The organism is [Scytonema hofmanni] UTEX 2349 (assembly GCF_000582685.1).
Classification (GTDB): domain Bacteria; phylum Cyanobacteriota; class Cyanobacteriia; order Cyanobacteriales; family Nostocaceae; genus Hassallia; species Hassallia hofmanni.
This window is the reverse complement of the sequence record NZ_KK073768.1, coordinates 505,467-529,368: the sequence shown is the minus strand read 5'-3', so window position 1 is coordinate 529,368 and position 23,902 is coordinate 505,467. Positions and strand designations below refer to the sequence as shown.

Genomic DNA, 23,902 nt, shown 5'->3' with positions numbered 1-23,902 from the left:
CCCTGAGCTTTGTACAGTTGTGCCAAATTGTTTAGGCTAGTTGCGACATTGGGATGTTCTTTGCCCAGTACTTTCTCTCTAATTGCCAGCGATCGCACAAGCAGAGGTTCAGCTTTTTTATAGCTCCCCTGTTCTCGGTACAGTTGTGCCAAATTATTCAGGCTAGTTGCGACATTGGGATGTTCTTTACCCAGTGCTTTCTCTCTAATTGCCAGCGATCGCACAAACAGAGGTTCAGCTTTTTTATAGCTCCCCTGAGCTTTGTACAGTTGTGCCAAATTGTTTAGGCTAGTTGCGACATTGGGATGTTCTTTGCCCAGTACTTTCTCGTAAATTGCCAGCGATCGCAAATACAGAGGTTCAGCTTTTTCATAGCTCCCCTGATCTTGGTATAGGGAAGCCAAATTGTTCAGACTTTGTGCGACATCCGGATGTTCTTTACCCAGTGCTTTCTCTCTAATTGCCAGCGATCGCACAAACAGAGGTTCAGCTTTTTTATAGCTCCCCTGAGCTTTGTACAGTTGTGCCAAATTGTTTAGGCTAGTTGCGACATTGGGATGTTCTTTGCCCAGTGCTTTCTCTATAATTGCCAGCGATCGCAAATACAGAGGTTCAGCTTTTTCATAGCTCCCCTGATCTTGGTATAGAGAAGCCAAATTGTTCAGACTTTGTGCGACATCCGGATGTTCTTTACCCAGTGCTTTCTCTCTAATTGCCAGCGATCGCACAAACAGAGGTTCAGCTTTTTCATAGCTTCCCTGTACTCGGTATAGTTCTGCCAAATTGTTCAGGCTTTGTGCGACATCCGGATGTTCTTTGCCGAGTACTTTCTCACTAATTGCCAGCGATCGCACAAACAGAGGTTCAGCTTTTTGATAGCTTCCCTGTTCTCGGTATAGTCCTGCCAAATTATTCAGGCTAGTTGCGACATTGGGATGTTCTTTGCCCAGTACTTTCTCTCTAATTGCCAGCGATCGCACTAACAGAAGTTCAGCTTTTTCATAGCTACCCTGTGCTTGGTACAGTAGTGCCAAATTGTTAAGGCTAGCAGCGATATTTGGATGTTCTTTGCCCAGTACTTTCTCTCTAATTGCCAGCGATCGCACTAACAGAAGTTCAGCTTTTTGGTAGCTTCCCTGTTTTAGGTACAGGGAAGCCAAATTATTCAGGCTAGTAGCGACATCCGGATGTTCTTTACCGAATACTTTCTCGTTAATTGCCAGCGATCGCAAATACAGAGGTTCAGCTTTTTGATAACTGCCCTGTGCGTGGTACAAGCCTGCTAAATTGTTCAGGCTATTAGCGATGTCGGGATGTTCTTTACCCAGTATTTTCTCTCTAATTGCCAGCGATCGCACTAACAGAGGTTCCGCTTTTTGATAGTTTCCCTGTTTTAGGTACAGGGAAGCCAAATTGTTTAGGCTTTGTGCGACAAGAGGATGTTCTTTGCCTAGTACTTTCTCTCTAATTGCCAGTGATCGCATAAACAGAGGTTCAGCTTTTTCATAACTCCCCTGAGCTTGGTATAGTAGAGCCAAATTGTTCAGGTTATTAGCGACATCCGGATGTTCTTTGCCCAGTGCTTTCTCTTTAATTGCCAGCGATCGCAAATACAGAGGTTCAGCTTTTTCATAGCTACCCTGTGCATAGTACAGTTGTGCCAAATTGTTCAGGCTAGTTGCGACATCCGGATGTTCTTTGCCCAGTGCTTTCTCAAGAATTGCCACTGCCCGTTCTGCTAGGGGGATGGCTTGACTGTACTTGCCTGCGTTATACAACTGTCCGGCTTGTTGATTCAGTCGCTTGGCTTCTTCCAACTCTGCTGACTGTTGTGCTGACAGTGAAGGCTGAGATTGTCCTGTCACCTCTTTTGGTATACTGACTAGCAGCCCTAATGCCAGTGCTGCTGTAATTGACCAGGATACCAACTTGATGCAACCTTGGGTTTTGGCTTTTTGCCGGGAGAATCTAGACACGTATTTGTGCTTCCTGGCTGGGTTGGGGGTGTGAGACAGATAATACCGAGTTTATAAAATCTCTCGGTAAATAATTTAAAAATATTTAGATTTCCCAGTTCTCTACTTGACTTGATTGTTTTGCATTATTCTCAATTAGCCTTCTAACCCACCTGGGAATTAATTCCCAGGCTAATAGCTGAAGTCCACTTAAGTGGACTCAAACCCTTGTTCAGTCGTCTTTAGACGACTTTAGCTATTAGCCTCAGAATTCATTCTGAGGCGGTTGTTGAGAATGGTGCAAGATATCCATTGTGACCCGATGCGATCGCATTGTCACTCGATCGCATCGCATTGTCACCCGATGCAATGGCATTGGATCGCGATCGGATCGCATTGTGACTCGATGCAATGGCATTGGATCGCGATCGGATCGCATTGTGACTCGATGCAATGGCATTGGATCGCGATCGGATCGCATTGTGACTCGATGCAATGGCATTGGATCGCGATCGGATCGTATTGTGACCCGACACAATCGTATTGTGACCCGACACAATCGTATTGTGACCCGACACAATGGCATTGTGACTCGACACAATGGCATTGTGACCCGACACAATGGCATTGTGACTCGACACAATCGCATTGTGACCCGATGCAATCGCATTGTGACCCGACGCAATTAAAAACGCTACGCTTTTATGCAAAACTTTATTAAGTAAGAAGTCGGGGCAAATCGTTTTTCAACTTACCTTATCCGAACCGTATTGAGTTTGAAAAGACCCTAACTTACAGCGTATTCCGTAAACTGCCTCATAAATGGTGACTGAAATCCCAGCACAATATCTTCCTTTGGGACTCCCGCAGCAACCAAATCAGCGGCAATATCATCCTCTGTACTATTCCACTGAAGCCAAATTTTTTCGCCTTTAATATCAATGTGGATGATACAGCTATGCACCCAATCCTGACCTTCCCAGCCTACATGAACGATTTGGTAATGGTCGCGTTCTGTATCAAAAATTTTCTCAACTTCTATATCCCCGTAAGCGGGTTTTTGCTTGCCGTATTCAGAAAGCATCTGCTGTACAATTTTGCGGTATTGTGCTAATTTTTCCATTCAGCAATTACCTCATGCTCTATATCATAAATAATCATCTTGACTTGATTTTCTAGCACCATTTCCTTGGGAAAATCAAGCTGAAAAAAAGTTTTGTAAGTTGTCAGAGGCACTGCTAAATATAAAATACGTTCTGGCTCTCTACGCCTTAATGCCCCTCGATAATTGATAAATTGACCTAATGCTGTATGAAATTCTGAGATTGCAGACGATCTCTCTAAAAAGCTTTTGACTTCCACAGCAATTTTTTCTCCTTCGCGTTCTGCTGCAATTAGCTTTTCTGCTGCCAAGTCAATTGACATATTTACACCACCCACACTGAATGATAATGGGTCGTGAGTTATCTGCCAACCGTCTTTTTGTAAAGCTTTTTTGACAACTTCATGAAAGACATCTTTGGCAGACATATTTATCGGTGATAATATTTCCTACTTAAATACTATCTCATTGCATTTTTAAGTGCGATCGCACTCCATAACTGCTAACTCCCGTAGAGACGTTCCAGCGGAACGTCTCTACCTAATTCCCCTACAGACGTTCCGCTGGAACGTCTCTACCTAATTCCCATACAGACGTTCCAGCGGAACGTCTCTACCTCTCACCTTTTCCGCTAAATCCGCCGGCTTCATGTATTCGTAATGCTCAAAGGGTTGATGAATCCAAGGATTATCCGCTAAATAATCAACGTAGTAATCGGGAACGATCGCAGAACACGCTTTATACCAAAGTACAGCAGTGCGAATTTCCTCAATGGCAAACTCATCATTTTCCTTTAACCAAGGAATAGTTTCTTGCAGCGTCACACCAGAATCTACCAAATCATCGACTAAGAGAATCCGCGAACCTAACTCTTCAGTAGTCATGGTCATGTGACGCGAGAAGGTTAAATTGCCTCTTTCTTGCTTGCCAGAACCACTGTAAGATGATGCGGCTAAAATCGCTAACGGCTGATCGTATATACGGGAAATGATATCTCCTATCCTAAGTCCACCTCTAGCAAGGCAGATAATCTGGTTAAATTCCCAACCCGATTGATAAATCTGAGCAGCCAGTTGTTCAATTTTCTGGTGATAATCTGACCAAGAAACGTAAATGTCTGGCATAAGCAATATAATTTATAGCTAAAACAGGGATAGCAAACTCTTTATTTTACAGTGATTTTTAGGTAATGAGACCTAACCCCCACCCCCTTCCCTACGTTCGCGCAGCGTCTCGAAGAGAGGGAAGGGGAGAAATTCAAAGCCTCTCTCCTTGCAGGAGAGAGGTTTGGAGAGAGGTCAGGGTATAGTTTAATTACCTGAAAAGTGCTGTAATATGAGCGCAACATATTATGAATGATTCTGACGATAATGCCTACTCTCAATCTGGGGAAAGCGAAAAGCTAGACATAAGTACTAAACTTGCTTTTGGTGCGGGGGATTTGGGAACAGCGATCGCAGCGATGATTGGCATTTCTTATTTATCGCCTTTTTTAACGGATGTAGCTGGATTAAGTCCCACTTTAGCCGGACAAACTCAACTAGTCGGCAAAGTTTGGGATGCTGTCAACGATCCGATGGTGGGAGTGTTGAGCGATCGCACTCAAAGCAAGCAGGGAAGACGTTATCCTTGGATGATTTGGGGAGCAATTCCCTTTGGTATTTTCTTCTTTTTGCAGTGGATTGTACCACACTTTAGTAATAACGAAAATGCGAATCAGTGGGGTTTATTTTGGTATTACACTGCGATATCGATTTTATTTAACGCCTTTTTTACAATTGTTAATTTACCATATACCGCCCTCACAGCAGAACTAACCCAAGACTACGACGAACGCACCAGTCTAAATAGTTTTCGCTTTTCCTTTTCCATTGGCGGTAGTATTCTTGCCTTAATGATCGGTTTAGTTATTTCTTTACTAGTTCCAAGCGATCGCCGTCAACAATATCTTTTAATAGGAGCAATCTGTGCAATCATCTCAGTTTTGCCTGTATACTGGTGTGTTTGGGGAACCAGAAAACGCGCTCAAGCTGTCGCCAAACTACACCCAGAAACTGAGCAAAGTGTATCTCTGCCCATATTCCAGCAACTGAAAATTGCTTTTACAAATCGTCCTTTCTTATTCGTAGTTGGTATTTATTTATGCTCTTGGTTAGCCGTGCAACTGACTGCCGGCATCATACCCTACTACGTCACCAGTTGGATGCGTCTTCCCCAATGGCACATTAGCTTAGTACTTTTAGCGGTGCAAGGAACCGCTATGGCTATGCTATTTGTTTGGAATGCAGTCAGTCGGCGTTACGGCAAACAAGCTGTATACTTTATGGGAATGAGTTTGTGGCTTATCGCCCAAGGTGGACTCTTTTTCGTACAACCCGGTCAAATTGCCTTGATGTATGTTTTAGCAGTGATGGCAGGTTTTGGAGTATCTACAGCTTATCTTGTTCCTTGGTCAATGTTACCTGATGTAATTGAACTCGACGAATTAAATACAGGACAGCGACGTGAAGGCATTTTCTACAGTTTCATCGTATTTGTACAAAAAATCTGTTTAGGAATTGCCGTCAACATCGTTTTACAAAGACTGGGAACAGCAGGATATATTAAACCCACAACCGAAATTGCCATCCCAATTCAACCAAACTCAGTATTAGACGTCATTCGCTTTTCTATTGGTCCCATACCAGCGATCGCCTTAGTTTGCGGGTTAATTTTAGCTTACTTTTACCCACTTACCCGCGAAGTACACGCAGAAATTTTGCTCAAACTCAAACAACGTAAAGAAGGAGTCCAAAATCATTCTTAAAACCCTCTCCTTCTCTTTCCTCTGTGTTCTCTGCGTCTCTGCGGTTCGTTTTTCTTCACATCTCCCACTTCTGCATCTTTACAAAAACTTAATTTTATGCATTCAGTAGCTAATCCCGAATATTGGGAACAGCGCTATCAAGAGAAAAGCGATCGCTGGGATATCAAACAAGCAGCACCACCCTTTGTAACTCTATTACAATCCACAACAGCACCCTCACCCGGTCGCATTGCCGTGTTAGGCTGTGGTAGAGGTTATGACGCTTTGCTATTTGCTGCACATCAATTTGAAGTTATCGGATTTGACTTTGCAGAATCGGCAATTACCGATGCGATCGCTTTAGCTGAAGCATCTCAAAGTTCCGCTAAATTCCTACAGCGAGACATCTTTGATTTACCAGCAGAGTATGAAAACTATTTTGATTACGTATTAGAACACACTTGTTTTTGTGCGATCGAACCAGCACAGCGTCAAGATTACGTGCAGCTTGCAAAATCAATTTTAAAGCCGCAAGGACAACTAATTGGCTTATTTTTCACACATAATCGACCTGGAGGACCACCCTTTGGTATGACTCCAGAGGAAATTTGCCACTACTTTGAGACAGATTTTCAAATTCATTCTTTGATCCCAGTCACGAATTCCATACGCGATCGTCAGGGAGAAGAACATTTAGGACGATTTACCGTTGTCAAAAATTAAATCTTAAGATTGAAACTACACCCATCAAAGACGCGATTAATCGCGTCTACAAGTATATATTTCCCAACAGGTACGGATAAACCTACCATCTAACCTATGCATTGATAGAAAAGAAATGTTACATATAATGTAAAGATAAGTAAACAAACTTAAAATAAATGGCAAATCTAAGCATTGAAGAAATTTCCAGTCAGTTAGAAAGCGAGAATTTGCGCGATCGCATGGTAGCGCTTGCCAATTTGCGTCATGTATCCAATGAAGACGCAGTACCCTTAATTAAAAAGGTATTAGATGACGAATCTCTGCAACTGCGATCAATGGCAGTATTTGCCTTGGGAGTTAAACCGACAGAAGAATGTTACTCTATTTTGATAAAAATTTTAGAATCTGACCCAGATTATGGTATACGCGCTGATGCCGCTGGTGCGTTAGGATATTTAGGTGACGTTAGAGCATTTGAGCCATTGTCACGAGCATTTTACGAAGATACCGATTGGCTAGTACAGTTTAGTGCAGCGGTTTCCTTAGGTAATATTAAAGACCCCCGCGCTCATGATGTACTGATTCAAGCATTGAAGAGTGAAGAAGTAGTAATACAACAAGCTGCGATCGCAGCATTGGGAGAAATCAAAGACATTAGCTCTGTAGATCATATCCTGGACTTTGCTCAATCAGAAGATTGGTTAGTACGGCAGCGTCTAGCAGAAGCATTAGGTAATCTTCCCAGTGCGAAGACGGTTTCCGCTTTGAAATACCTAGAAAAAGACAACCATTCTCATGTTCGTGAAGCCGCAAGAATTTCCCTCAAACGACTTGAACAAGCAGGTTGATATAATCAGCATTCAACAGATGAAAGGGGAAAGGGACTCATAGTAAGAAAGAAGAAATATTTCCCCCTTGTCCCCCTTGTCCCCCTTGTCCCCCTTGTCCCCCTTATCCCCCATTTCCCCTTTTAATCAACACCTCCTGCTATTTTTTAATAAGTGGGATTTTTTGTATTTTGATGAAAGGTAATTTCATTTATGAATATTGAAGAATTTTTTGAATTGAGCGCAGGTAAATGGTTTTCTCATCGTACCAGTCACCACTTGGCTTTCAAGCAATCTGAAGACGGCAAGTCAGATATTGTAATTGAGATGCTTGCAGCAGATCATCCAGAAGTAGCCAAATTGTGTCAACAATATGAAATCGACCCAAAACTTGCTTCCTGTGGTGCCAGAGTTACCTGGAATGGGACAATGGAATGGGATGAAGAAAAACACACTGGTTCAACAGTGTTGGCTACCGTCCCCAATCAAGATAATCCTAATGAAGGTAAGTTGCTGCGGGAAATGGGCTATGCGGAGAAAGCTCCAGTTGCCGGCAGCTATAAAATGGGTAGTGATGACGCCTTGACACTAATCACAGAGTATGAAACCATGTGGTCTGAAGAACGTCTGTGGTTTGCTAGTCCCAATTTACGGATGCGGGTAAGTGTCCTGAAGCGTTTTGGCGGTTTCAGCATGGCTTCGTTCACTTCTGAAATTCGTATGGGTGTTACTACACCACCAGCAAAAGTATCTGAAGCTGCTAACTCAGCGTCAAGTTAATTTTGTTACTTAACTCTTCGGTTTTCCGGGGGTTTCATATCATGTCCGTTTAATTAACATAAAAACCTACCTACCGTCGTCGTAGAGACGTTCCGCTGGAACGTCTTTTGTAGGAACGTCTTTAGATTGTAAGTAATTTTCCGGACATGATATCAGCCCTTAAAACCTTTGATATGAGCGGTAAACCGCTCACTACGAATTTACATATTTAATCAGTTCCTAGCGTAGTCTTTTTAAATCCTTTGGTTTTTGGTCTGTTAGCTTCCTGGGAATTTGTAATGCGATTTTCTAGATTTGAGATTACTTGAACTAAATTTTCAATTTGAGTTTTGACAGTTTCAAATTCCTGTAATTTATTCTCTAGGGTTTGTAACTTCTCTAGTTGTACCTCGCTTGCTTTCAACTGAGTTTCAAGATTTGAAGTTCCTTGAATCAAACTTTCAACTTGATTTTGCAACGTTGTAAATGCATCAAATTTCTTTTCTAGGGTTTCTAACTTCTCTAGCTGTACCTCTGTGTTACCCGGCACTAACTCCGCAATGCTTGCTTTCAACTGAGTTTCAAGATGTGAAGTTCCTTGAATCAAACTTTCAACTTGCTTTTGCAGCGTTGTAAATGCATCAAATTTCTTCTCTAAAGTTTGAAACTTCTCTAGTTGTATCTCTGTATTCCCCTGGACTAACTCCGCAATGCTTGCTTTCAACTGAGTTTCTAAATTGGAAGTTCCTTTAATTAGACTTTCAACTTGATTTTGCAACGTTGTAAATGCATCAAATTTCTTTTCTAGAGTTTCTAACTTCTCTAGTTGTACCTCTGTATTCCCCTGGACTAACTTCGCAATGCTTGCTTTCAACTGAGTTTCTAAATTGGAAGTTCCTTTAATTAGACTTTCAACTTGATTTTGCAACGTTGTAAATGCATCAAATTTCTTTTCTAGGGTTTGTAACTTCTCTAGTTGTATATCTTTACCTTGCAGCAAAAGAGCAAGACTTTCACTCTTATTATTGTCAGCTTCTAGTAACTGAATCAAACGATTTTCTAGATTTTTATTGGCTACAATCAAAGTTTCAACTTGGGTTTCTACAGATGCAAATGTTTCAAGTTTATTTTCTAGTGATTGCAACTTTTCTGGGAGCATCTCTAGATTGCTTTGTAGTAAATTAGCAATTGTTTCTCGTAGCCGATTTTCTAAATTTAAATTTTCTTTAATTAGATTTTCAACCTGCGATGACACAGGTGTAATTATCTCTAATTGATTACCCAAAGCTTGCAACTTTGCTAATTGCACTTCTGCGTTGTCCCGCACCATATGGGTAAGGCTTTCTCTAGAATTATTGTTGACTTCTAGTACCTCAACCAGACGATTTTCTAGATCCGAACTTCCTTCAATTATACTTGCAAACTGATTTTGGACATTTTCACAAGATTCAATCTGCTTTTTTCGAGCTTCAACAGTTATTTGATATTGCTCTTTATTTAGCTGGTTAGCCGCTTCTACAAATTTTAGTAGTTTTTCTTGTTCTGTTATCGTAGCATTTAAGCTCTGTTTAAGTTGCAGAACTAATACGCCAATTACTACTATTGATATTGTTGATATGGTAGAAACAATTAGTGGCAGATTTTCCATAATTAATCACTAAGTAAATAAACTTCAATATTCATAGTCTTTTAAGCATTTTTTTAATTGCAAAAAAAACTCATCAAACATCATCATATTTTATCTAAACTTATTTTTTTACTAATAGAAGCGCTTAAGCTTTTATTTTTTCTCCTGATGCTGTTTATATTTGCAACAAGCGAGCGATCGCCTGTGGTAGTGGTAGTATAATCAGTACCAACAAAGCCATTGCTGCTAATCCCCAAATATCACGTTTATTATCTAGTTCTGTGACATCGTTTAAAGCGGGTTCATCAATTAGCGGTATAAATAACAAGATAATTGCCCACAAGAAAAATTCCGACTGTACTAAAGAAAGTAGTAGCAGCAATAAGCGAGCAACTTGACCAATTACGATCGCTTTTCTTTGCCCAAACATCGCATGGACAATATGACCTCCATCGAGTTGTCCCACCGGCATCAAATTCAACGCTGTGACAATTAGTCCGAGAAAACCTGCGATCGCTACTGGATGCAAATCAATCGCTGATTGTGACGTTAACTGACTCGATAGCGCTAATTTCGACAGCAACGCCATTAAAATAGAATATTTAGGATTGAGAGCATCAGTATTTAACAGTCCGTTTTTTTCAGCTAAAGGAACCACCTCAGAATGAGCTAAACCCCATATTAGTAAAGGCAAAGTCGCAACAAAGCCTGCAAGTGGTCCCGCGATGCTAACGTCAAATAAAGCTTTGCGATTGGGTATCGGACTACGCATTTGAATAAATGCACCGAAGGTTCCCAAGAAAAACGGCATCGGGATAAAATATGGCAGTGTCGAGCGAATTTTATAGAATCGAGCTGTTAAATAATGACCAAGTTCATGAATGCCCAAAATGGTCATTAGCGTTAAAGCATAAGGCAATCCTTTTAACAGATTAACTGGGTTAGATTCCAATGTCGTCAAATCAACACCAGCCATTTTTACTCCCACGAAGGTAGTAGTTACCAAAGTACCAAGCACTAGTAAAAGGGCTAATCCTGGTCGTGTTAGCTGTTCTGGGTTACGTGTATCAGCTTTGGCGTTCTTTTGGGTGTTGGGAGTGAGGATAAAGAAAGGTTTGCTATTGAAACCTTCTTGAAATATTACCAAGAAGCGATCGCCAAATTGTGCTTCAATATTTGCCTTAATTTTTTGATACGCTTCAGTCGGGGAGGATCGTAACTGTCCCCGGCAAATCACAGCTTGTGGTCGATACTCAATATTTTGGATGTAGTATACAGACCAGGGAAAACAATTTCGTAACTGGGTTTCTTCTGTTGGCTCAATGGGACGCACTGTCACTGGTTCTGCGGTAGGATGAGTAGCCGATTGTGATTCGGAGATTTGGGGTTCGGTCTGTGTGTTTTTTGGTGCTTGACGCCCCCATTGAAACAACAGCCAGTATAACAGAATGCAGATCATTGAGGGCCAAACGATTAGCGATGGTGGGGGAGTTTGTTTCGCTCCATACATCAGCGTCCAGCCAGTTAACACTAATGCTGGTGTCATTAACACCAACCACAACAGCCACACTGGTGTCTTGGTGATATTAGCGACACTGCGCTGCACCATTAGATAAGTAAATAGTCCCAGTAGAAGGAGAAACCAAAATGTCATTTTATTTTCAGATATTTTGAGAACAATGTCCCACCAAAAGGTATTAGCACCACAGCACTTACTACAAACCAGACCTCAAGCTCCAATTTTTCACTCCTAACAATCGTTAAAGTGCTTATCAACTCTTAAGTATCAATTCTTAAGAATTTCAACACTGTAACCATTTCCACAACTGCGTTCTTTGCGTGGTTTTTTACTCATGTGCCCCATACCTCAACAGCCAAATCATACAGTTAAGTCACCACAGGCTGTGTTCTGTGGGAAAATTTCGATTGAAGAAACCCTCAAATCGAACTTCGGGCAAAACAACATTTTTGCCTTTCCACCAAATCGGGACACATTAGGGGGGACTTCTTACTTTATTGTAGGAAATGAAAGTAATATCTTGATAGATTGCCCTGCCTTAGACCAAACAAATCAGGATTTTTTACGATCGCACGGAGGTGTACACTACCTATTCATCACTCATCGGGGTGCGATCGCAAAAACAGCAGAATTTCAGCAAATCTTCAACTGTCAGATTCTCATTCAAGAGCAAGAAGCTTATCTAATACCCGGATTAACCCTCACTACCTTCGCTTACGAATACACTCTGGATAATACAGCACAAGTGATTTGGACACCAGGACATTCTCCCGGCTCCTCTTGCCTGTACTACAGTGAACTTGGAGGAGTACTATTTTCTGGACGCCATTTACTCCCCAACCAGCAGGGCGATCCAGTACCATTACGAACAGCCAAAACCTTTCACTGGAATCGACAAATTAAAAGTGTTAAGTTTTTGTTAGAACGCTTTACACCAGAAACTCTTCAGTATATTTGTCCAGGTGCCAACACAGGGTTTCTGCGAGGCAAGCGCTTCATAGATCAAGCCTACCAGCGCCTCGCCTCCCTAGATTTACAAGCTTTGCTGCCGATACAGCCCCTACTTTAAAGTGAAGTTCCACTACGCCAATGTCATAATACCTAATACCATTTCTCTATGAAGATGCGCCTAATTTAGCCCACGCAGGTGGGCTTCCCTTCTCCTTCGGAGACGCTAACGCGAACGGGACGCTGCGCGAACGTTCGTTTAGCCCCAGCATTCCATGCTGAGGGCGTTATGTCCTAACTTCGGATTTGTGATGATTTGCTAACAATTCCATGACCCGACAACCACACGACCAATTTGCTAAACAATATTTAGAAGAATTGCTTTCCCCATTTGGAAAGGTAGAAGTAAGTCGGGAAGTCACAGATGAAGTTCGCCAAGTAGATATCTTGTTTTCTCCGATATCTTCCCCTAATGCTGACCTTCAATCTCTTGGGTTACTTGGTAGAATTGCCACAACTGCCTCATTATTGGAACCTTTCCGCAATCAACCCAGTAAAACCGAGGTACGCAATTGTCTGCTGAAGCTATTTTCTGTTTATGGAGAATCACAACGCAAAGCCAAGCGTGAAAATACATCTTTACCAGAAGATAATTTACCGCGTTTATGGATTTTGGCAACTTCAGCTTCAACTACTTTACTTGAGAGTTTTGGCGCTAGATTAGATACAGATAATTGGCTAGCGGGTGTTTACTTTCTACCAGACTCATTTAGGACAGCAATAGTGGCGATTAATAAATTACCACTAACTCTGGAAACCCTGTGGTTGAGGATTTTAGGTAAGGGAGAAACGCAACGTCAAGCCGTCAGCGAATTACTGTCACTTGACCAAAACAACCCATTACGGCGAAATATCCAAGAACTGATTACCAGTTGGCGAATAACTGTAATAAACCAGACAAATCTTACAGAAGATGACCAAGAGGTGATTATGAACTTATCGCAAGCTTATTTAGAATGGCGGGAAGCTACTTTACAAGAAGGTGTTCAAGTAGGGCAAAAAGATGAACGTCGCCAAGTAGTAGAAAACTTGTTGCGCGTCCGGTTTGGTTCGCTAGATGAAGAATTGGAACGAGTAATTGAGCCTTTATTACAGTTACCACCACAAGAATATAGTCGCTTGTTACTCGAATTATCCCGCGATGAATTGTTGACAAGATTTGGTGGTGGTTGACTAAAAAAAGCATTCTCTGACGTGACCGTGGCGATTTTAGATTAAATCTAAATCCAGAATCAAAAAAAAGTTTCAATCTCCTGAATTTATTCATGGAAAAACAAAAAAATTCCTTTTTCAATAAGAGTTAATTTATTCATGGGATCAATCCCAAATCGGAAATCTAAAATCAAAAATTGAATGACCGAATTTGCAGCTGTTAACTAGGGCTTGCTGATTAAGTAAGCTGAGAAAATATAAGGATATCCAATAGTGAAAATAGATCCCGTTCTGCACTTTTTCTGCGGAAAAATGGCATCAGGAAAGTCTACTTTGTCGAAAAAATTGGCATTAGATTATAACGCTATTCTTATATGTGAAGATATCTGGTTGTCGAAGTTGTACCCGGAAGAAATTAGCAGTTTTGATGATTATTTAAAATATTCGTCACGTCTAAAAAATGTAGTCTCACAGCATGTGCAAAGTATTCTTGAACAGGGAATATCGGTTGTTCTAGATTTTCCAGGGAATGTTCCTTCTCAGCGAAAGTGGTTTCGCTCAATATTTGAAGCAGCCAAAGTGAATCATATCCTTCATTACATTGATGCGTCTGACTCGTTATGCAAAGAGCAATTGCTGAAACGAAACGCCGAAAAGCCTGAAGGTTCGATGATAATGTCTGAGGCAGAATTCGACTACATCACTACGTACTTTCAACCACCCACGGCAGACGAGGGCTTTAATATCAGTAGGTATGAACCAAATTAAATGTGGTTGATTACAAATAGTAATCCCTACATCAGTAATAGCTAAAGAAACTAGTATTTAGGCTCTTTAGCTATTACTGATGTGAACAAAACAGGACTTAGGCAAAGATAAAATATTTTTGTCATTGCTTCGCTTTGCTCGCTGCGGACAAATCATCGCTGCGTAAGTCCTGCAAAAAAGAGTACAAATGGCACAGACATTAATTTGCATTTAACCCACCTTCGTGGGTTTTATCTGTGTAGCTGCGACTTCCAGTCGCTAAGGCAAGTGTCAAAATAGGGAAGCATCCAGTTTTGGCGAATCGCCCTCAGACTAGAATAGGGCTACACAAATCAGAAGTCTATTGAATGCGAGATTGCTGGCGAATTTTTCGCCAATAGTTCCACCGCTGCTTGATATTGCAAATCGTCTTGCGTACCAATTTGTTCGCGGGTAATTGGGTGTTGAGAAATCTCTTTATCCGGTTTAATACCGAGTTTGTGAATATCTCGGTGTTTAGGAGTTTCATACTTAGCAATTGTTACCGCCAAGCCAGAACCGTCTGACAATTCAAATAAGGACTGAATTAAGCCTTTACCAAAGGTAGTTTCTCCAACTAGTTGGGCACGATTGTTATCTTGCAATGCGCCGGCGAGAATCTCACTGGCACTAGCAGTTCCTTGATTAACTAAAATCACTAGCGGATCTGGCGTCAGCGCTGAACCAGAGGCTTCAAAACTACCTTGAATGCCTTGTCGGTTAACGGTGTAAACGATGGTGCCTGAATTGAGCCACAGGCGGGCAATTTCAATTCCTGATTGCAGCAACCCCCCAGGATTATTTCGCAGGTCAAGAATGTAGGCAGCAGCGCCTTTTTTTTCTAGACTAGTAATAGCGTGTGCCAATTCCATTGAGGCGTTGGCATTAAATTGACTTAGGCGAAGGTAGCCGATGGGCGTACCCTGCTTTGAAGAATCTAATTCTGCTATTACAGGGTTAAGAGCAATGCGCGATCGCACGATTCTAAATTCCTTTTCGCCTTCTCCGTCTCGTTCTATCATCAAAGTAACGAGACTGCCAGACGGTCCGCGCATCTTCGCGGCAGCTTCGTCAAGGGTGAGGTTTTCTGTGGAGATGCCCTCAATTTTGACAATGCGATCGCGTGCCTTAATTCCTGCTTTGTCTGCTGGTGAACCGGCGATCGGTGCTACTACTTCCAACTTTCCTGATCGGGAATTAAGCGCTATTTGCAATCCCACTCCCGTCAGTTCACCAGATGTATTCACCTGTAAACTGCGGTAGTGTTCCGGATCTAAAAAGCGCGTAAAGGGGTCATCAAGGCTCTTGAGCATATTCTGAATTGCCCCATAAGCCGCTTCGCTGTCCTTGAGGGGCTTCTGCAAAACTTTTTGCCTCACCATCGCCCAGTTTTGATGATTAAACGTCTCATCCAAATAAGTACGATTGACAATTCGCCATACTTCTGATACTAGCTTTTGTTCACCCGTCAAAGCGATCGCTGGTTGCGCGAGTAGCCCCAGCGCCAAGCAAAATGCCACTAGCAGTGACAATCCAACCCGAAAAACCTTTTTGTCCATGAACCGCATTTTCAACTTCACTCGTTACCCAAATTGCCAAAAACAGCTTAGTTGTCTTGTTGATTGATGAAATCTATCTCTCGACTATGTTACTTTTTTTATAGAAGTGGAGTGTTGCTCTCATCAAATTGTTTAGGCAAATGATGGCAGTAAATCCCACTCTGAAAACGATAAGATCTACTTTGTGTCCATCATCCCTGCTGTTGAGGTACAAAGAGAACGCAATATATTTCCTCTTTGTAAAGTGTCTAAGTTTCTTAACAATTCTTAACACTCTGAAAGATCACAAGCAGTAAAATGCTCTTTGCTAAATCCCAAGCTCGTTAATTGGGACAGAAGTGTAAGCAGCGATTAGCCGCTTAGAACTTCGCAAAATTTATTAACCGCAACCGACTTCGAGGAACTTGAGATTGTATGGCTAACGTTTACGACTGGTTTGAGGAACGCTTAGAGATTCAAGCGTTGGCTGAAGATGTCACCAGCAAGTACGTCCCTCCCCACGTCAACATCTTCTACTGCTTGGGTGGCATTACCTTAATGTGTTTTCTCATCCAGTTTGCTACTGGATTTGCGATGACGTTTTACTACAAGCCAACAGTAGCTGAAGCTTACTCTTCCGTAGAGTACCTGATGAACGAAGTAAGCTTCGGTTGGCTGATTCGCTCCGTTCACCGCTGGTCTGCCAGCATGATGGTGCTAATGATGATTTTGCATACCTTCCGGGTTTACCTCACCGGTGGATTCAAAAAGCCCCGCGAATTAACCTGGGTAAGTGGTGTCATCCTTGCCGTAATCACAGTTTCCTTTGGTGTAACAGGTTACTCCCTTCCTTGGGATCAAGTAGGCTACTGGGCTGTAAAAATCGTTAGCGGTGTACCAGAAGCGATTCCTGTAGTTGGCGTTTTGATTTCCGACTTGCTGCGTGGTGGTTCTAGCGTCGGTCAAGCAACTCTAACTCGCTACTATAGCGCCCACACCTTTGTATTGCCTTGGTTGATTGCAGTCTTCATGCTCTTTCACTTCTTGATGATCCGCAAGCAAGGCATTTCCGGTCCTTTGTAAATTTAAGTTATTAGCGAAAAAGGTAACAGTTGCCAGTTTTCAGATAGAGATGTTTGTTTTAAACTTATGATACATAAGCGACCAAACAACGAACACTCTGAAAGCTAGCTAATACCTCAAGTGCTGATAGCTTTGACAAACGCTTTAACTTAACTTAAGCAAGAGAGCACACAAAAAATGGGAACACAGAAAAAACCCGATCTAAGCGATCCTCAGTTAAGAGCCAAACTTGCCAAAGGCATGGGTCATAATTACTATGGCGAACCTGCTTGGCCCAACGACTTACTGTATGTATTCCCCATTGTAATGATGGGAACCTTTGCCTCTATTGTGGCGCTAGCGGTGCTAGATCCGGCGATGACAGGTGAACCAGCGAATCCTTTTGCTACACCGTTGGAAATTCTGCCAGAGTGGTACTTGTATCCCGTATTCCAAATTTTGCGGACTGTTCCTAGCAAACTCTTAGGAGTATTTGCGATGGCATCTGTGCCTTTGGGGATGATTCTCATTCCTTTTATTGAGAACATTAATAAGTTCCAAAATCCATTCCGTCGTCCAGTTGCAACCACGGTGTTCTTGATTGGCACTGCCGTTACCCTTTGGTTGGGTATTGGTGCTACCTTTCCAATTGATCAATCTTTGACCTTGGGATTGTTCTAAATCAGCCACCAAGAAGCGCTTTGACGCCTGTGAGTTTCAAGAGCAAGTGCAGATGGATGTATTGCAAGCTTGAAAAATCAACAGGCGTCAATTTTAGTAATCCAGATCACATCTGGAATTTTAAATTTTGGAATAAATGAAAACATTATTCCAAAATCTAAAAACTTTAAGCTACAACAGATACAAACATTTTCACTCATTTATATTCAAGTCACGGTCAATGCTTAGTACAATGAAGCAAGACCATCTGAGGGTTAAGAGCGATCTGAAGCTTCTGAACCAAGTACAACAATGGTTTGAGAATTTTTGTCTGCAACACTTGTCTCAACTTGGCTGGTCAGAAAGCCAACTTTATCGCCTTAACTTAGCATTGGCAGAAGGCTTTACAAACGCGGTTCGCCACGCTCATCATGCTTTGCCCCCGGAAACAACCATTGATATTTATCTTTCTCTATGGATTGATCGGCTAGAAATTAGAATTTGGGATCATGGAAAACCTTTTAATCCCGATGCAATAGTAGAGCCAGAACCGGGCACTTTGCAAGTAGGGGGATATGGATGGTTTCTGCTGCGACGCTTGGCAGACAGCGTTGTTTACGAACGGGGTGGGGATGGAAGAAATTGTCTGCTCATCGTCAAATATGGTCAAAAAGGGCAACAGTAGCTGCGAAAAATCTTAGAACAAGCAAGAAGCGGGGAGCGCACCTGATTTAGGGGGAGAATGCATTCCCTGCTGCCCCCAATATCAAAATTGATATATCTGGCGCCACTATAAAAATACTGAATTTTGCTGAATTATAATAAAGACTTAAAAAAATTGGTGCATGAATCTTGATGTAAAGACGTTCCGGCGGAACGTCTCTACAAAGATTTTAGTATTATGTAAAATCATTCTCATACCCAGATTCAGCAACGCCAAAAATACATCTGTATGAAAAAAAATACTGAATACCGTAAAGACAGCATTCGAGTTGTAGTCACTCGTTTGCTAGGATTTGGCAGTGCTACGTCTTTACATCAATACACTTGGTGTTAAGGATTTTTGGTATTGATTTCGGCATGTAGAGACGCGAAATTTCGCGTCTCTACACTCGTATTTCGGGCTTAACTGAACGGTATTCGTTTATTGCTAATAATTTATATCTGGTAAATAAAAATGCTAATCAATAAATTAAGTAAAACATCAAACATCGGTGGTAATTTTCAAAAAAAAACTCAGCATGTTTTCGTATTCTTAGAAATTTTTGAACGCGAAGGTGGAATTCAATCATATGTAAAGGATATTTTTCGAGCCTATGTCGGATTGAAAGAAACCTATCACGCAGAAGTATTTTTGTTGCGAGACGGTTCTGGCTGCTCAAATCCTTTTAAGTCTGAACATTTAAAATTTCATTACTTTAAAACTGAGTCTCCTCAGGTGGGACGAATAAGAATGGCAACAGCATTGCTGAACCACCTGCTGCGGCAGCGACCAGAGCACGTTTTTTGCGGTCATATTAACCTCGCACCATTGGTAGGTATGTTGTGTCAACCTCTAGGAATTCCCTACACAGTGATGATTCATGGCAAAGAGGTTTGGCAGCCATTACCAGCCCCGACAAAATCCAGCCTGCAAAAAGCAGCACGCATTTGGACGGTCAGCCGCTACACTTGTCAAGTTGCCTGTGCTGTCAACAATCTTAATCCTGCTAATGTAGAAATATTACCTTGTGCAGTGAATGGTGATTACTTTACTCCAGGACCCAAGCCGACTGCGTTGTTAGAGCGCTATGGTTTAACTGATGCCAAGGTCTTAATTACCGTAGCGCGGTTGTGGTCGGGAGATATTTATAAAGGTGTGGATATAACCATTCAGGCGTTACCGCAAATAGCTCGCGTTTTCCCAGAAGTAAAATATTTGGTAATTGGTCGTGGCGACGATCAACCCAGATTAGCACAGCTAGCCAAAGATTTAGGGGTTGCACAGCAAGTTATCTTTGCTGGGTTCGTGCCTACAGAAGAATTGGTAGCACACTACCGTCTCGCTGATGCTTACATTATGCCTTCCCAAGAAGGCTTTGGTATTGTCTATTTAGAGGCGATGGCTTGTGGAGTGCCGGTGCTATCAGGTGATGATGATGGCTCTGCTGACCCCTTACAAGATGGTAAACTAGGATGGCGAGTACCCCACCGCGATCGCGATGCAGTGGCAGCGGCTTGTTTAGAAATTCTCAAAGGTGATGACCAGCGTTGTGATGGCGAATGGTTGCGAGAACAAGCGATCGCTATATTCGGTATCGAAGCCTTCCAACAGCGTTTGCAGCAACTTTCATCAAGAGTCAAGAGTTAAGGGAATATTAATTTTGGACTATTGACCATTGACTATTGACTATTTTATAAAGTCGCTATCCTAGAAGGAGAGCAGGATAACATTTAAAAAATGAGCCTTAAATCCTTACAGTTAAATCTTTTAAATCTCCGCCCTTGGCTGACTGTAGTCGCAGTTATCTGGTTGCTGGGGTCATTGGGCTTGGGCTGGTTGGTTAATTCGCTGCTAATTATTTTTGGGCTGCTATTCTTAGCACCCGTTTTAGCTTTCTTTGGGTTTCGCTGGTGGTTGCAACGCAACTTGGTTAATGACCAGTGTCCCGTCTGTGCGTATCAATTTAGCGGCTTAAATAATACTCCGTTGCAGTGTCCTAACTGTGGAGAGCAATTATTGGTGCAACAAGGTCATTTTCGGCGTTTCACACCAGAAGGGACAATTGATATTACCGCAGTGGAAGTGCCAGCCCAATCAATTGAAGATTAATGAATGACTACTTGTTTTGTTGCGAAAATGAAAGGCTATAGTTATACTGTCGTTGGGATAGCTCACCGACATATATTGAGTAATTCCCTTTTTGCCAGTAACCAGAAATTTCTGGCTTGCCTCCAGAGTAACTATCCGCTAAAACACAAAAGCGCCCTCCAGGACCGTCTATCAACAGTGTCGGCTTTCCAGGGCTTTCAACTGTTAATCGCAAGTAAGGTAGTGGATCTGTAATCTGGATAACTTGATTAGGTGTATCGGCAATGTTACCGCAATTGCTTTTGTTTTGTCCCCCTGACTTGCCATTGACAATCAGTGGTTCGGGTTGGGAATTGGGTTTGATTACTAAAAGTGGTGCGATCGCCAAAGTAACATTGGTGAAAACCAAACTCATCGCCAATACTGCGGGAACAACCATAAATAGCTTAAGCGTCTTCATCTGCTAATGCCCCCGATTTATATAGCGATATTGATATACATAGCTTGAGTTAGTAGACGCTGGCAACTAATTTTTTGTTTCTAAGAGGATGTCTGAGAAGTCTTATTTTTTACTCTACCGGGCGACTACAAGTCGCGGCTACACAATCAAAACCCCCCTACACTGGTTTAAAATCCCTTGTTTTTATATAATCCGCGTAGGCAGACTTGCCTTTGTAGTAGCGAATTATAGTTGTTTTTCAGGCATCCTCTAAGTGTGGCGTATAATTTTTTCTTTGCCAAATAAATCACTACATGCCCTGAGGGGGAAAAGTTCTTTCTTCTTACAAACGTCAACGGGACGGTACAGTCCACCGCTGAGGAAAGCGCTTCTTCCTTTACCCCTTCCCCTTTGCCCTTTCTCCTTCTTGGTAAATGTGATTGGGGCGATCGCCTAAAAACCAACAACAAAAAAACATAATTTTTCCCCGAAGAGAAAGGTATTTTATACACAGAATGAGAAAATCACAAGTGATTTTCACAAATCTGTTATTTCACAAGTATCCTGGCTAAGGTAAAAAATTTATGAATCCTCAAAGAGAAGATGATTTGCAACAACGCCTTCAACAACTAGAAGAAGAAATGAATTCTTCCTCTCCTAAAGTAGTCGTTGAGCAGCCAAAAGCACAAAAACAGACATCTCAAATCAATTTTCTTGCCTGGAAGTCGCACTTAGAGAAATTTAAAATCTGGTTCAAAAGCCTTTCGGGAATGGGAAAACTTGCTGTTGGGGGTGTAAGCGTTGTATTGGGTTTAGCGATACTGCAAACGGTTATCAAACTCGTTGCGTCTGTTGTCAGTTTGGCAGTTTTGGCAGTGTTAGTGTATCTTGGATACAAATTTTTCGTGTCCGGCAGCTTTCAACGTAAGCAATAGTATTGTTGTCATCCACTTTTCAATAGTCGTGTGGAAATAAACTTAAAGGGAATTATGTAATGACGATTCCAAGTGTGAGGAGAAGTAATCATCAAACCAGTCACTCAAAAGAACCGGATAAATCGAATTTTCTACCCTTGGGAACTAAGCGTATTGCCGCTTGGGTAGCCGAAATTACATTGGTTGTTACCAGTGGGTTGATTCCCTTCGGTATGGGTGTATACGCAAATTCTCGAAGCGATCTAGACCGAGTACCACTCAACCCGGTGCTTGTAGTCACTGAAAGAGCGATCGCTCAACCTTTGGCTCTACCCATAAGTTACGGTACGCGAAATGTAGCATGGGCTACTAACTTTTTGTGGACAGTAGCTTTGTTAGCTCCCCTGACAGTCTCTGGCTGGCAATTATACTTACTGGCTAAAACTGGTAGCACCATTCCTAAACGTTGGTTTGGCGTGCGGGTTGTGAACGAGAAAGGCGCACCTCCCGGTTTTGGGGCAGTTTTGGTGCGAGAAGGAATTGGTCGTTGGACTGTGCCTATGTCCATCGCTTATCTGGTGTGGAGATACAGCTTATTCTTTCCTAATTTAAGTGTTTTCACGGGATTAGTTGCTTTGCTTTGGTTGGCAGAAGGGATAGGTTTACCGTCAAAACAAAAGCCGAGACGGGCACTACACGATCGCTTGGCGGGTACTTACACCATAGATGCGACTCGTCCCTTTACCCCCCCTAATGAAAGTCAGCCTAGCTTGATACAAGATGAAGAACAAGCGATCGCATTAGAATATGTCGATCAGCCTAAACTCTGGGGACAGATAGGGCGAAACCCCAGTCTGCCTTTGTTTGCGGTAGCAGTTGTCAGCATGGTTGCCGTATTAGGAACTTTAGTCGGTACTCAAGTTTACATCCAAACTCAGCAAACCAAGCGCGAAGCCGATCAAGGTAAAAGACAACAGTTTCTCTCACTCGAAAAACTGTTAACTCCCAACTCCACCGCTACCGATGAGGAACGCCGAAGTGCAATTTTGGCAATGGGTACTCTGAATAACCCGCAGGCGATGCAATTTTTAGTGAGTCTGTTAGCGAAAGAAACCAATCCCATTTTACTTGATACGATTCAACAAGCGTTGGTAAATATCGGTCCCGAAGCCATCCCCGATTTAAAACGTATGAATCAGTTTCTTGCTGGTGAGATGGATGCTAACAGCAACTCGCCCCAAGATAAAGAAATGCGGCAAACAAAATTGTATATCAATCAGCGAGCGATTAACAAGATTTTAGCTGTCAACAGCAGTCGAATCGACAGCCTCGATCTGAGTCGCACGCAATTGGGACAAAGCAGCAATGGGAATAGTTCCAACTTCAACTTGGTACTAAACAATGTTGATTTATCAGGAATTAATTTCAAATTCGCAAGTCTGAATTCTGCAAGTTTTAAAAGTAGCCGTTTCCGGGGTGTAGGTGAAGATGGACGCTGGGATACATACGACGATTCAATTGCTGATTTAAGTGGCGCTCAAATCAAACAAGCCAATCTTAGTGATGCTAACCTCAGCCGCGTTTTGATGATCGGTACTGATTTGAGACGTGCTACCCTCAACAGAGCCAATTTATCCAATGCGCGTCTGGTTGGTGCCAAACTTGGCAGTGCTCAGTTAGTGGGAGCCGATTTGCGTGGTGCAGTTTTGGAAAATGCTAGCTTAACTGGGGCTGATTTGGGCGAAGCGAAATTAAACGAAGCCAATTTGTATGCTGCTAGTTTAAGTCGGGTGATTGCGATCGGTACGCAATTATCTTTTGCCAACTTAACTAAAACTAATTGGCAAGGATCGGATTTATCGGGAGCTTATTTAGATCGCGCCAATCTCAGCGATGCTAACTTAAGTGCTACTCGTTTGACTGGTGCGATATTGCGATCGGCTCAGATGTCTAATGTTAATTTGCGGAATGCTGACTTGAGCCTTGCAGATTTACGGGGAGCAAATTTAACTGGTGCTGATTTTCAGGGGGCAATTCTTGCTCCTAGCAAACAAGATCCGGCAGATCAATTTGTGCAAACCCCAGCAATGGGGGCACAATCTGCTGTAGTACAGGGAGTTGATTTTACTCAAGTCAAAAATTTAGATCCTAAGCAACTGGCTTACATTTGTACCCAAGGTGGCATTCATCCTCGTTGCCCTTAGTGGGAGATGGGTAGATAAGGGAGACAAGGGAGACAAGGGAGATAGAGAAGTAAGTTTCTTTCTAGTCTC

Annotated in this window: 23 protein-coding genes and 1 pseudogene; 14 read left to right on the top strand and 10 right to left on the bottom strand. The window is 42.2% G+C overall.

What is annotated here, in order from left to right; all coding sequences use genetic code 11:
* From TOL9009_RS38480 to TOL9009_RS38475, 6 genes and pseudogenes are all read right to left on the bottom strand, one after another.
* On the bottom strand, positions 1-1,976 hold a 1,976-nt coding region (locus tag TOL9009_RS38480), incomplete at its 3' end, for a tetratricopeptide repeat protein (RefSeq protein ID WP_260675859.1).
* A gap of 244 nt (positions 1,977-2,220) precedes the next feature.
* Positions 2,221-2,457 carry a hypothetical protein gene (locus TOL9009_RS45280; protein ID WP_144238173.1) on the bottom strand — a complete coding sequence of 79 codons (237 nt, stop codon included), beginning with the start codon at positions 2,455-2,457 and terminating at the stop codon, positions 2,221-2,223.
* Between the two features lie 58 nt (positions 2,458-2,515).
* Positions 2,516-2,575, bottom strand: a pseudogene (locus TOL9009_RS50480) (hypothetical protein); the annotation flags it as partial.
* Between the two features lie 167 nt (positions 2,576-2,742).
* Positions 2,743-3,078 (bottom strand): XisI protein, encoded by a 336-nt coding sequence (locus TOL9009_RS0107430; protein ID WP_029632239.1) that lies wholly within the window; start codon positions 3,076-3,078, stop codon positions 2,743-2,745.
* Positions 3,066-3,485, bottom strand: a complete 420-nt coding sequence (locus tag TOL9009_RS0107425) for a XisH family protein (RefSeq protein WP_029632238.1) — start codon at positions 3,483-3,485, stop codon at positions 3,066-3,068. The genes TOL9009_RS0107430 and TOL9009_RS0107425 overlap by 13 nt, the downstream gene beginning before the upstream one ends.
* Positions 3,486-3,635: 150 nt before the next feature.
* Positions 3,636-4,181 (bottom strand): phosphoribosyltransferase, encoded by a 546-nt coding sequence (locus TOL9009_RS38475; protein ID WP_051502833.1) that lies wholly within the window; start codon positions 4,179-4,181, stop codon positions 3,636-3,638.
* 227 nt (positions 4,182-4,408) lie between these two features.
* On the opposite strand from TOL9009_RS38475, the gene TOL9009_RS0107415 reads away from it, so the two are divergent.
* The 4 genes from TOL9009_RS0107415 (at position 4,409) to TOL9009_RS0107400 (ending at position 8,154) form a co-directional block, all read left to right on the top strand.
* On the top strand, positions 4,409-5,863 hold the full coding sequence (locus TOL9009_RS0107415; protein ID WP_029632237.1) for an MFS transporter: 1,455 nt from the start codon (positions 4,409-4,411) through the stop codon (positions 5,861-5,863).
* Between the two features lie 96 nt (positions 5,864-5,959).
* Positions 5,960-6,565, top strand: coding sequence for a methyltransferase domain-containing protein (locus TOL9009_RS0107410; RefSeq protein ID WP_029632236.1), 606 nt, complete (start codon positions 5,960-5,962; stop codon positions 6,563-6,565).
* Positions 6,566-6,723: 158 nt separating this feature from the next.
* Positions 6,724-7,395 (top strand): HEAT repeat domain-containing protein, encoded by a 672-nt coding sequence (locus tag TOL9009_RS0107405; protein ID WP_029632234.1) that lies wholly within the window; start codon positions 6,724-6,726, stop codon positions 7,393-7,395.
* A 192-nt stretch (positions 7,396-7,587) separates the two neighbouring features.
* Positions 7,588-8,154, top strand: coding sequence for a phycobiliprotein lyase (locus tag TOL9009_RS0107400; RefSeq protein ID WP_029632233.1), 567 nt, complete (start codon positions 7,588-7,590; stop codon positions 8,152-8,154).
* A 208-nt stretch (positions 8,155-8,362) separates the two neighbouring features.
* Here TOL9009_RS0107400 and TOL9009_RS0107395 read toward each other — a convergent pair whose 3' ends face one another.
* Positions 8,363-9,781, bottom strand: a complete 1,419-nt coding sequence (locus TOL9009_RS0107395) for a coiled-coil domain-containing protein (RefSeq protein WP_029632232.1) — start codon at positions 9,779-9,781, stop codon at positions 8,363-8,365.
* 154 nt (positions 9,782-9,935) lie between these two features.
* Positions 9,936-11,414: a site-2 protease family protein gene (locus TOL9009_RS0107390; RefSeq protein ID WP_029632231.1), complete on the bottom strand. Its 1,479-nt coding sequence runs from the start codon at positions 11,412-11,414 to the stop codon at positions 9,936-9,938.
* A gap of 199 nt (positions 11,415-11,613) precedes the next feature.
* Between TOL9009_RS0107390 and TOL9009_RS0107385 the strand changes: the two genes are divergently transcribed.
* From TOL9009_RS0107385 to TOL9009_RS0107375, 3 genes are all read left to right on the top strand, one after another.
* On the top strand, positions 11,614-12,348 hold the full coding sequence (locus TOL9009_RS0107385; RefSeq protein WP_029632229.1) for an MBL fold metallo-hydrolase: 735 nt from the start codon (positions 11,614-11,616) through the stop codon (positions 12,346-12,348).
* A gap of 209 nt (positions 12,349-12,557) precedes the next feature.
* Positions 12,558-13,460, top strand: a complete 903-nt coding sequence (locus TOL9009_RS0107380; RefSeq protein ID WP_029632227.1) for an RpnC/YadD family protein — start codon at positions 12,558-12,560, stop codon at positions 13,458-13,460.
* A gap of 252 nt (positions 13,461-13,712) precedes the next feature.
* A complete protein-coding gene (locus tag TOL9009_RS0107375) occupies positions 13,713-14,207 on the top strand; it encodes an AAA family ATPase (RefSeq protein WP_260675858.1) in 495 nt (164 codons plus the stop codon).
* Between the two features lie 332 nt (positions 14,208-14,539).
* Here TOL9009_RS0107375 and ctpA read toward each other — a convergent pair whose 3' ends face one another.
* Complete coding sequence (gene ctpA / locus TOL9009_RS0107370) at positions 14,540-15,793, bottom strand: carboxyl-terminal processing protease CtpA (RefSeq protein ID WP_029632223.1); 1,254 nt, start codon at positions 15,791-15,793, stop codon at positions 14,540-14,542.
* 405 nt (positions 15,794-16,198) lie between these two features.
* Here ctpA and petB point away from each other — a divergent pair, with 405 nt between their 5' ends.
* The 5 genes from petB (at position 16,199) to TOL9009_RS0107340 (ending at position 20,297) form a co-directional block, all read left to right on the top strand.
* On the top strand, positions 16,199-16,846 hold the full coding sequence (gene petB / locus TOL9009_RS0107365; protein ID WP_029632221.1) for a cytochrome b6: 648 nt from the start codon (positions 16,199-16,201) through the stop codon (positions 16,844-16,846).
* Between the two features lie 177 nt (positions 16,847-17,023).
* Positions 17,024-17,506, top strand: coding sequence for a cytochrome b6-f complex subunit IV (petD, locus tag TOL9009_RS0107360; RefSeq protein ID WP_029632219.1), 483 nt, complete (start codon positions 17,024-17,026; stop codon positions 17,504-17,506).
* Positions 17,507-17,726: 220 nt separating this feature from the next.
* Positions 17,727-18,170: an ATP-binding protein gene (locus TOL9009_RS0107350; RefSeq protein WP_029632217.1), complete on the top strand. Its 444-nt coding sequence runs from the start codon at positions 17,727-17,729 to the stop codon at positions 18,168-18,170.
* Positions 18,171-18,662: 492 nt separating this feature from the next.
* Entirely contained in the window at positions 18,663-19,835 is a 1,173-nt protein-coding gene (locus TOL9009_RS0107345; protein ID WP_029632215.1) for a glycosyltransferase, read from the top strand.
* A gap of 90 nt (positions 19,836-19,925) precedes the next feature.
* The gene (locus TOL9009_RS0107340; RefSeq protein WP_029632213.1) at positions 19,926-20,297 is read left to right on the top strand and encodes a hypothetical protein; all 372 of its coding nucleotides are present in this window, start codon (positions 19,926-19,928) and stop codon (positions 20,295-20,297) included.
* A gap of 7 nt (positions 20,298-20,304) precedes the next feature.
* Here the strand turns inward: TOL9009_RS0107340 and TOL9009_RS0107335 are convergent, their stop codons facing one another.
* A complete protein-coding gene (locus TOL9009_RS0107335) occupies positions 20,305-20,736 on the bottom strand; it encodes a hypothetical protein (RefSeq protein ID WP_029632211.1) in 432 nt (143 codons plus the stop codon).
* 563 nt (positions 20,737-21,299) lie between these two features.
* Here TOL9009_RS0107335 and TOL9009_RS0107330 point away from each other — a divergent pair.
* Positions 21,300-21,650: a hypothetical protein gene (locus tag TOL9009_RS0107330; RefSeq protein WP_029632210.1), complete on the top strand. Its 351-nt coding sequence runs from the start codon at positions 21,300-21,302 to the stop codon at positions 21,648-21,650.
* Positions 21,651-21,709: 59 nt separating this feature from the next.
* On the top strand, positions 21,710-23,833 hold the full coding sequence (locus TOL9009_RS0107325; RefSeq protein ID WP_029632209.1) for a pentapeptide repeat-containing protein: 2,124 nt from the start codon (positions 21,710-21,712) through the stop codon (positions 23,831-23,833).
* Positions 23,834-23,902 lie beyond the last annotated feature (69 nt).

Excerpts from the sequence above, each read along its gene's own strand:
- TOL9009_RS45280 (WP_144238173.1), bottom strand. The coding sequence starts at position 2,457 with ATGCCATTGCATCGAGTCACAATGCGATCCGATCGCGATCCAATGCCA.
- TOL9009_RS0107430 (WP_029632239.1), bottom strand. The coding sequence starts at position 3,078 with ATGGAAAAATTAGCACAATACCGCAAAATTGTACAGCAGATGCTTTCT.
- TOL9009_RS0107425 (WP_029632238.1), bottom strand. The coding sequence starts at position 3,485 with ATGTCTGCCAAAGATGTCTTTCATGAAGTTGTCAAAAAAGCTTTACAA.
- TOL9009_RS38475 (WP_051502833.1), bottom strand. The coding sequence starts at position 4,181 with ATGCCAGACATTTACGTTTCTTGGTCAGATTATCACCAGAAAATTGAA.
- TOL9009_RS0107415 (WP_029632237.1), top strand. The coding sequence starts at position 4,409 with ATGAATGATTCTGACGATAATGCCTACTCTCAATCTGGGGAAAGCGAA.
- TOL9009_RS0107410 (WP_029632236.1), top strand. The coding sequence starts at position 5,960 with ATGCATTCAGTAGCTAATCCCGAATATTGGGAACAGCGCTATCAAGAG.
- TOL9009_RS0107405 (WP_029632234.1), top strand. The coding sequence starts at position 6,724 with ATGGCAAATCTAAGCATTGAAGAAATTTCCAGTCAGTTAGAAAGCGAG.
- TOL9009_RS0107400 (WP_029632233.1), top strand. The coding sequence starts at position 7,588 with ATGAATATTGAAGAATTTTTTGAATTGAGCGCAGGTAAATGGTTTTCT.
- TOL9009_RS0107395 (WP_029632232.1), bottom strand. The coding sequence starts at position 9,781 with ATGGAAAATCTGCCACTAATTGTTTCTACCATATCAACAATATCAATA.
- TOL9009_RS0107390 (WP_029632231.1), bottom strand. The coding sequence starts at position 11,414 with ATGACATTTTGGTTTCTCCTTCTACTGGGACTATTTACTTATCTAATG.
- TOL9009_RS0107385 (WP_029632229.1), top strand. The coding sequence starts at position 11,614 with ATGTGCCCCATACCTCAACAGCCAAATCATACAGTTAAGTCACCACAG.
- TOL9009_RS0107380 (WP_029632227.1), top strand. The coding sequence starts at position 12,558 with ATGACCCGACAACCACACGACCAATTTGCTAAACAATATTTAGAAGAA.
- ctpA (WP_029632223.1), bottom strand. The coding sequence starts at position 15,793 with ATGCGGTTCATGGACAAAAAGGTTTTTCGGGTTGGATTGTCACTGCTA.
- petB (WP_029632221.1), top strand. The coding sequence starts at position 16,199 with ATGGCTAACGTTTACGACTGGTTTGAGGAACGCTTAGAGATTCAAGCG.
- petD (WP_029632219.1), top strand. The coding sequence starts at position 17,024 with ATGGGAACACAGAAAAAACCCGATCTAAGCGATCCTCAGTTAAGAGCC.
- TOL9009_RS0107350 (WP_029632217.1), top strand. The coding sequence starts at position 17,727 with ATGCTTAGTACAATGAAGCAAGACCATCTGAGGGTTAAGAGCGATCTG.
- TOL9009_RS0107345 (WP_029632215.1), top strand. The coding sequence starts at position 18,663 with ATGCTAATCAATAAATTAAGTAAAACATCAAACATCGGTGGTAATTTT.
- TOL9009_RS0107340 (WP_029632213.1), top strand. The coding sequence starts at position 19,926 with ATGAGCCTTAAATCCTTACAGTTAAATCTTTTAAATCTCCGCCCTTGG.
- TOL9009_RS0107335 (WP_029632211.1), bottom strand. The coding sequence starts at position 20,736 with ATGAAGACGCTTAAGCTATTTATGGTTGTTCCCGCAGTATTGGCGATG.
- TOL9009_RS0107330 (WP_029632210.1), top strand. The coding sequence starts at position 21,300 with ATGAATCCTCAAAGAGAAGATGATTTGCAACAACGCCTTCAACAACTA.
- TOL9009_RS0107325 (WP_029632209.1), top strand. The coding sequence starts at position 21,710 with ATGACGATTCCAAGTGTGAGGAGAAGTAATCATCAAACCAGTCACTCA.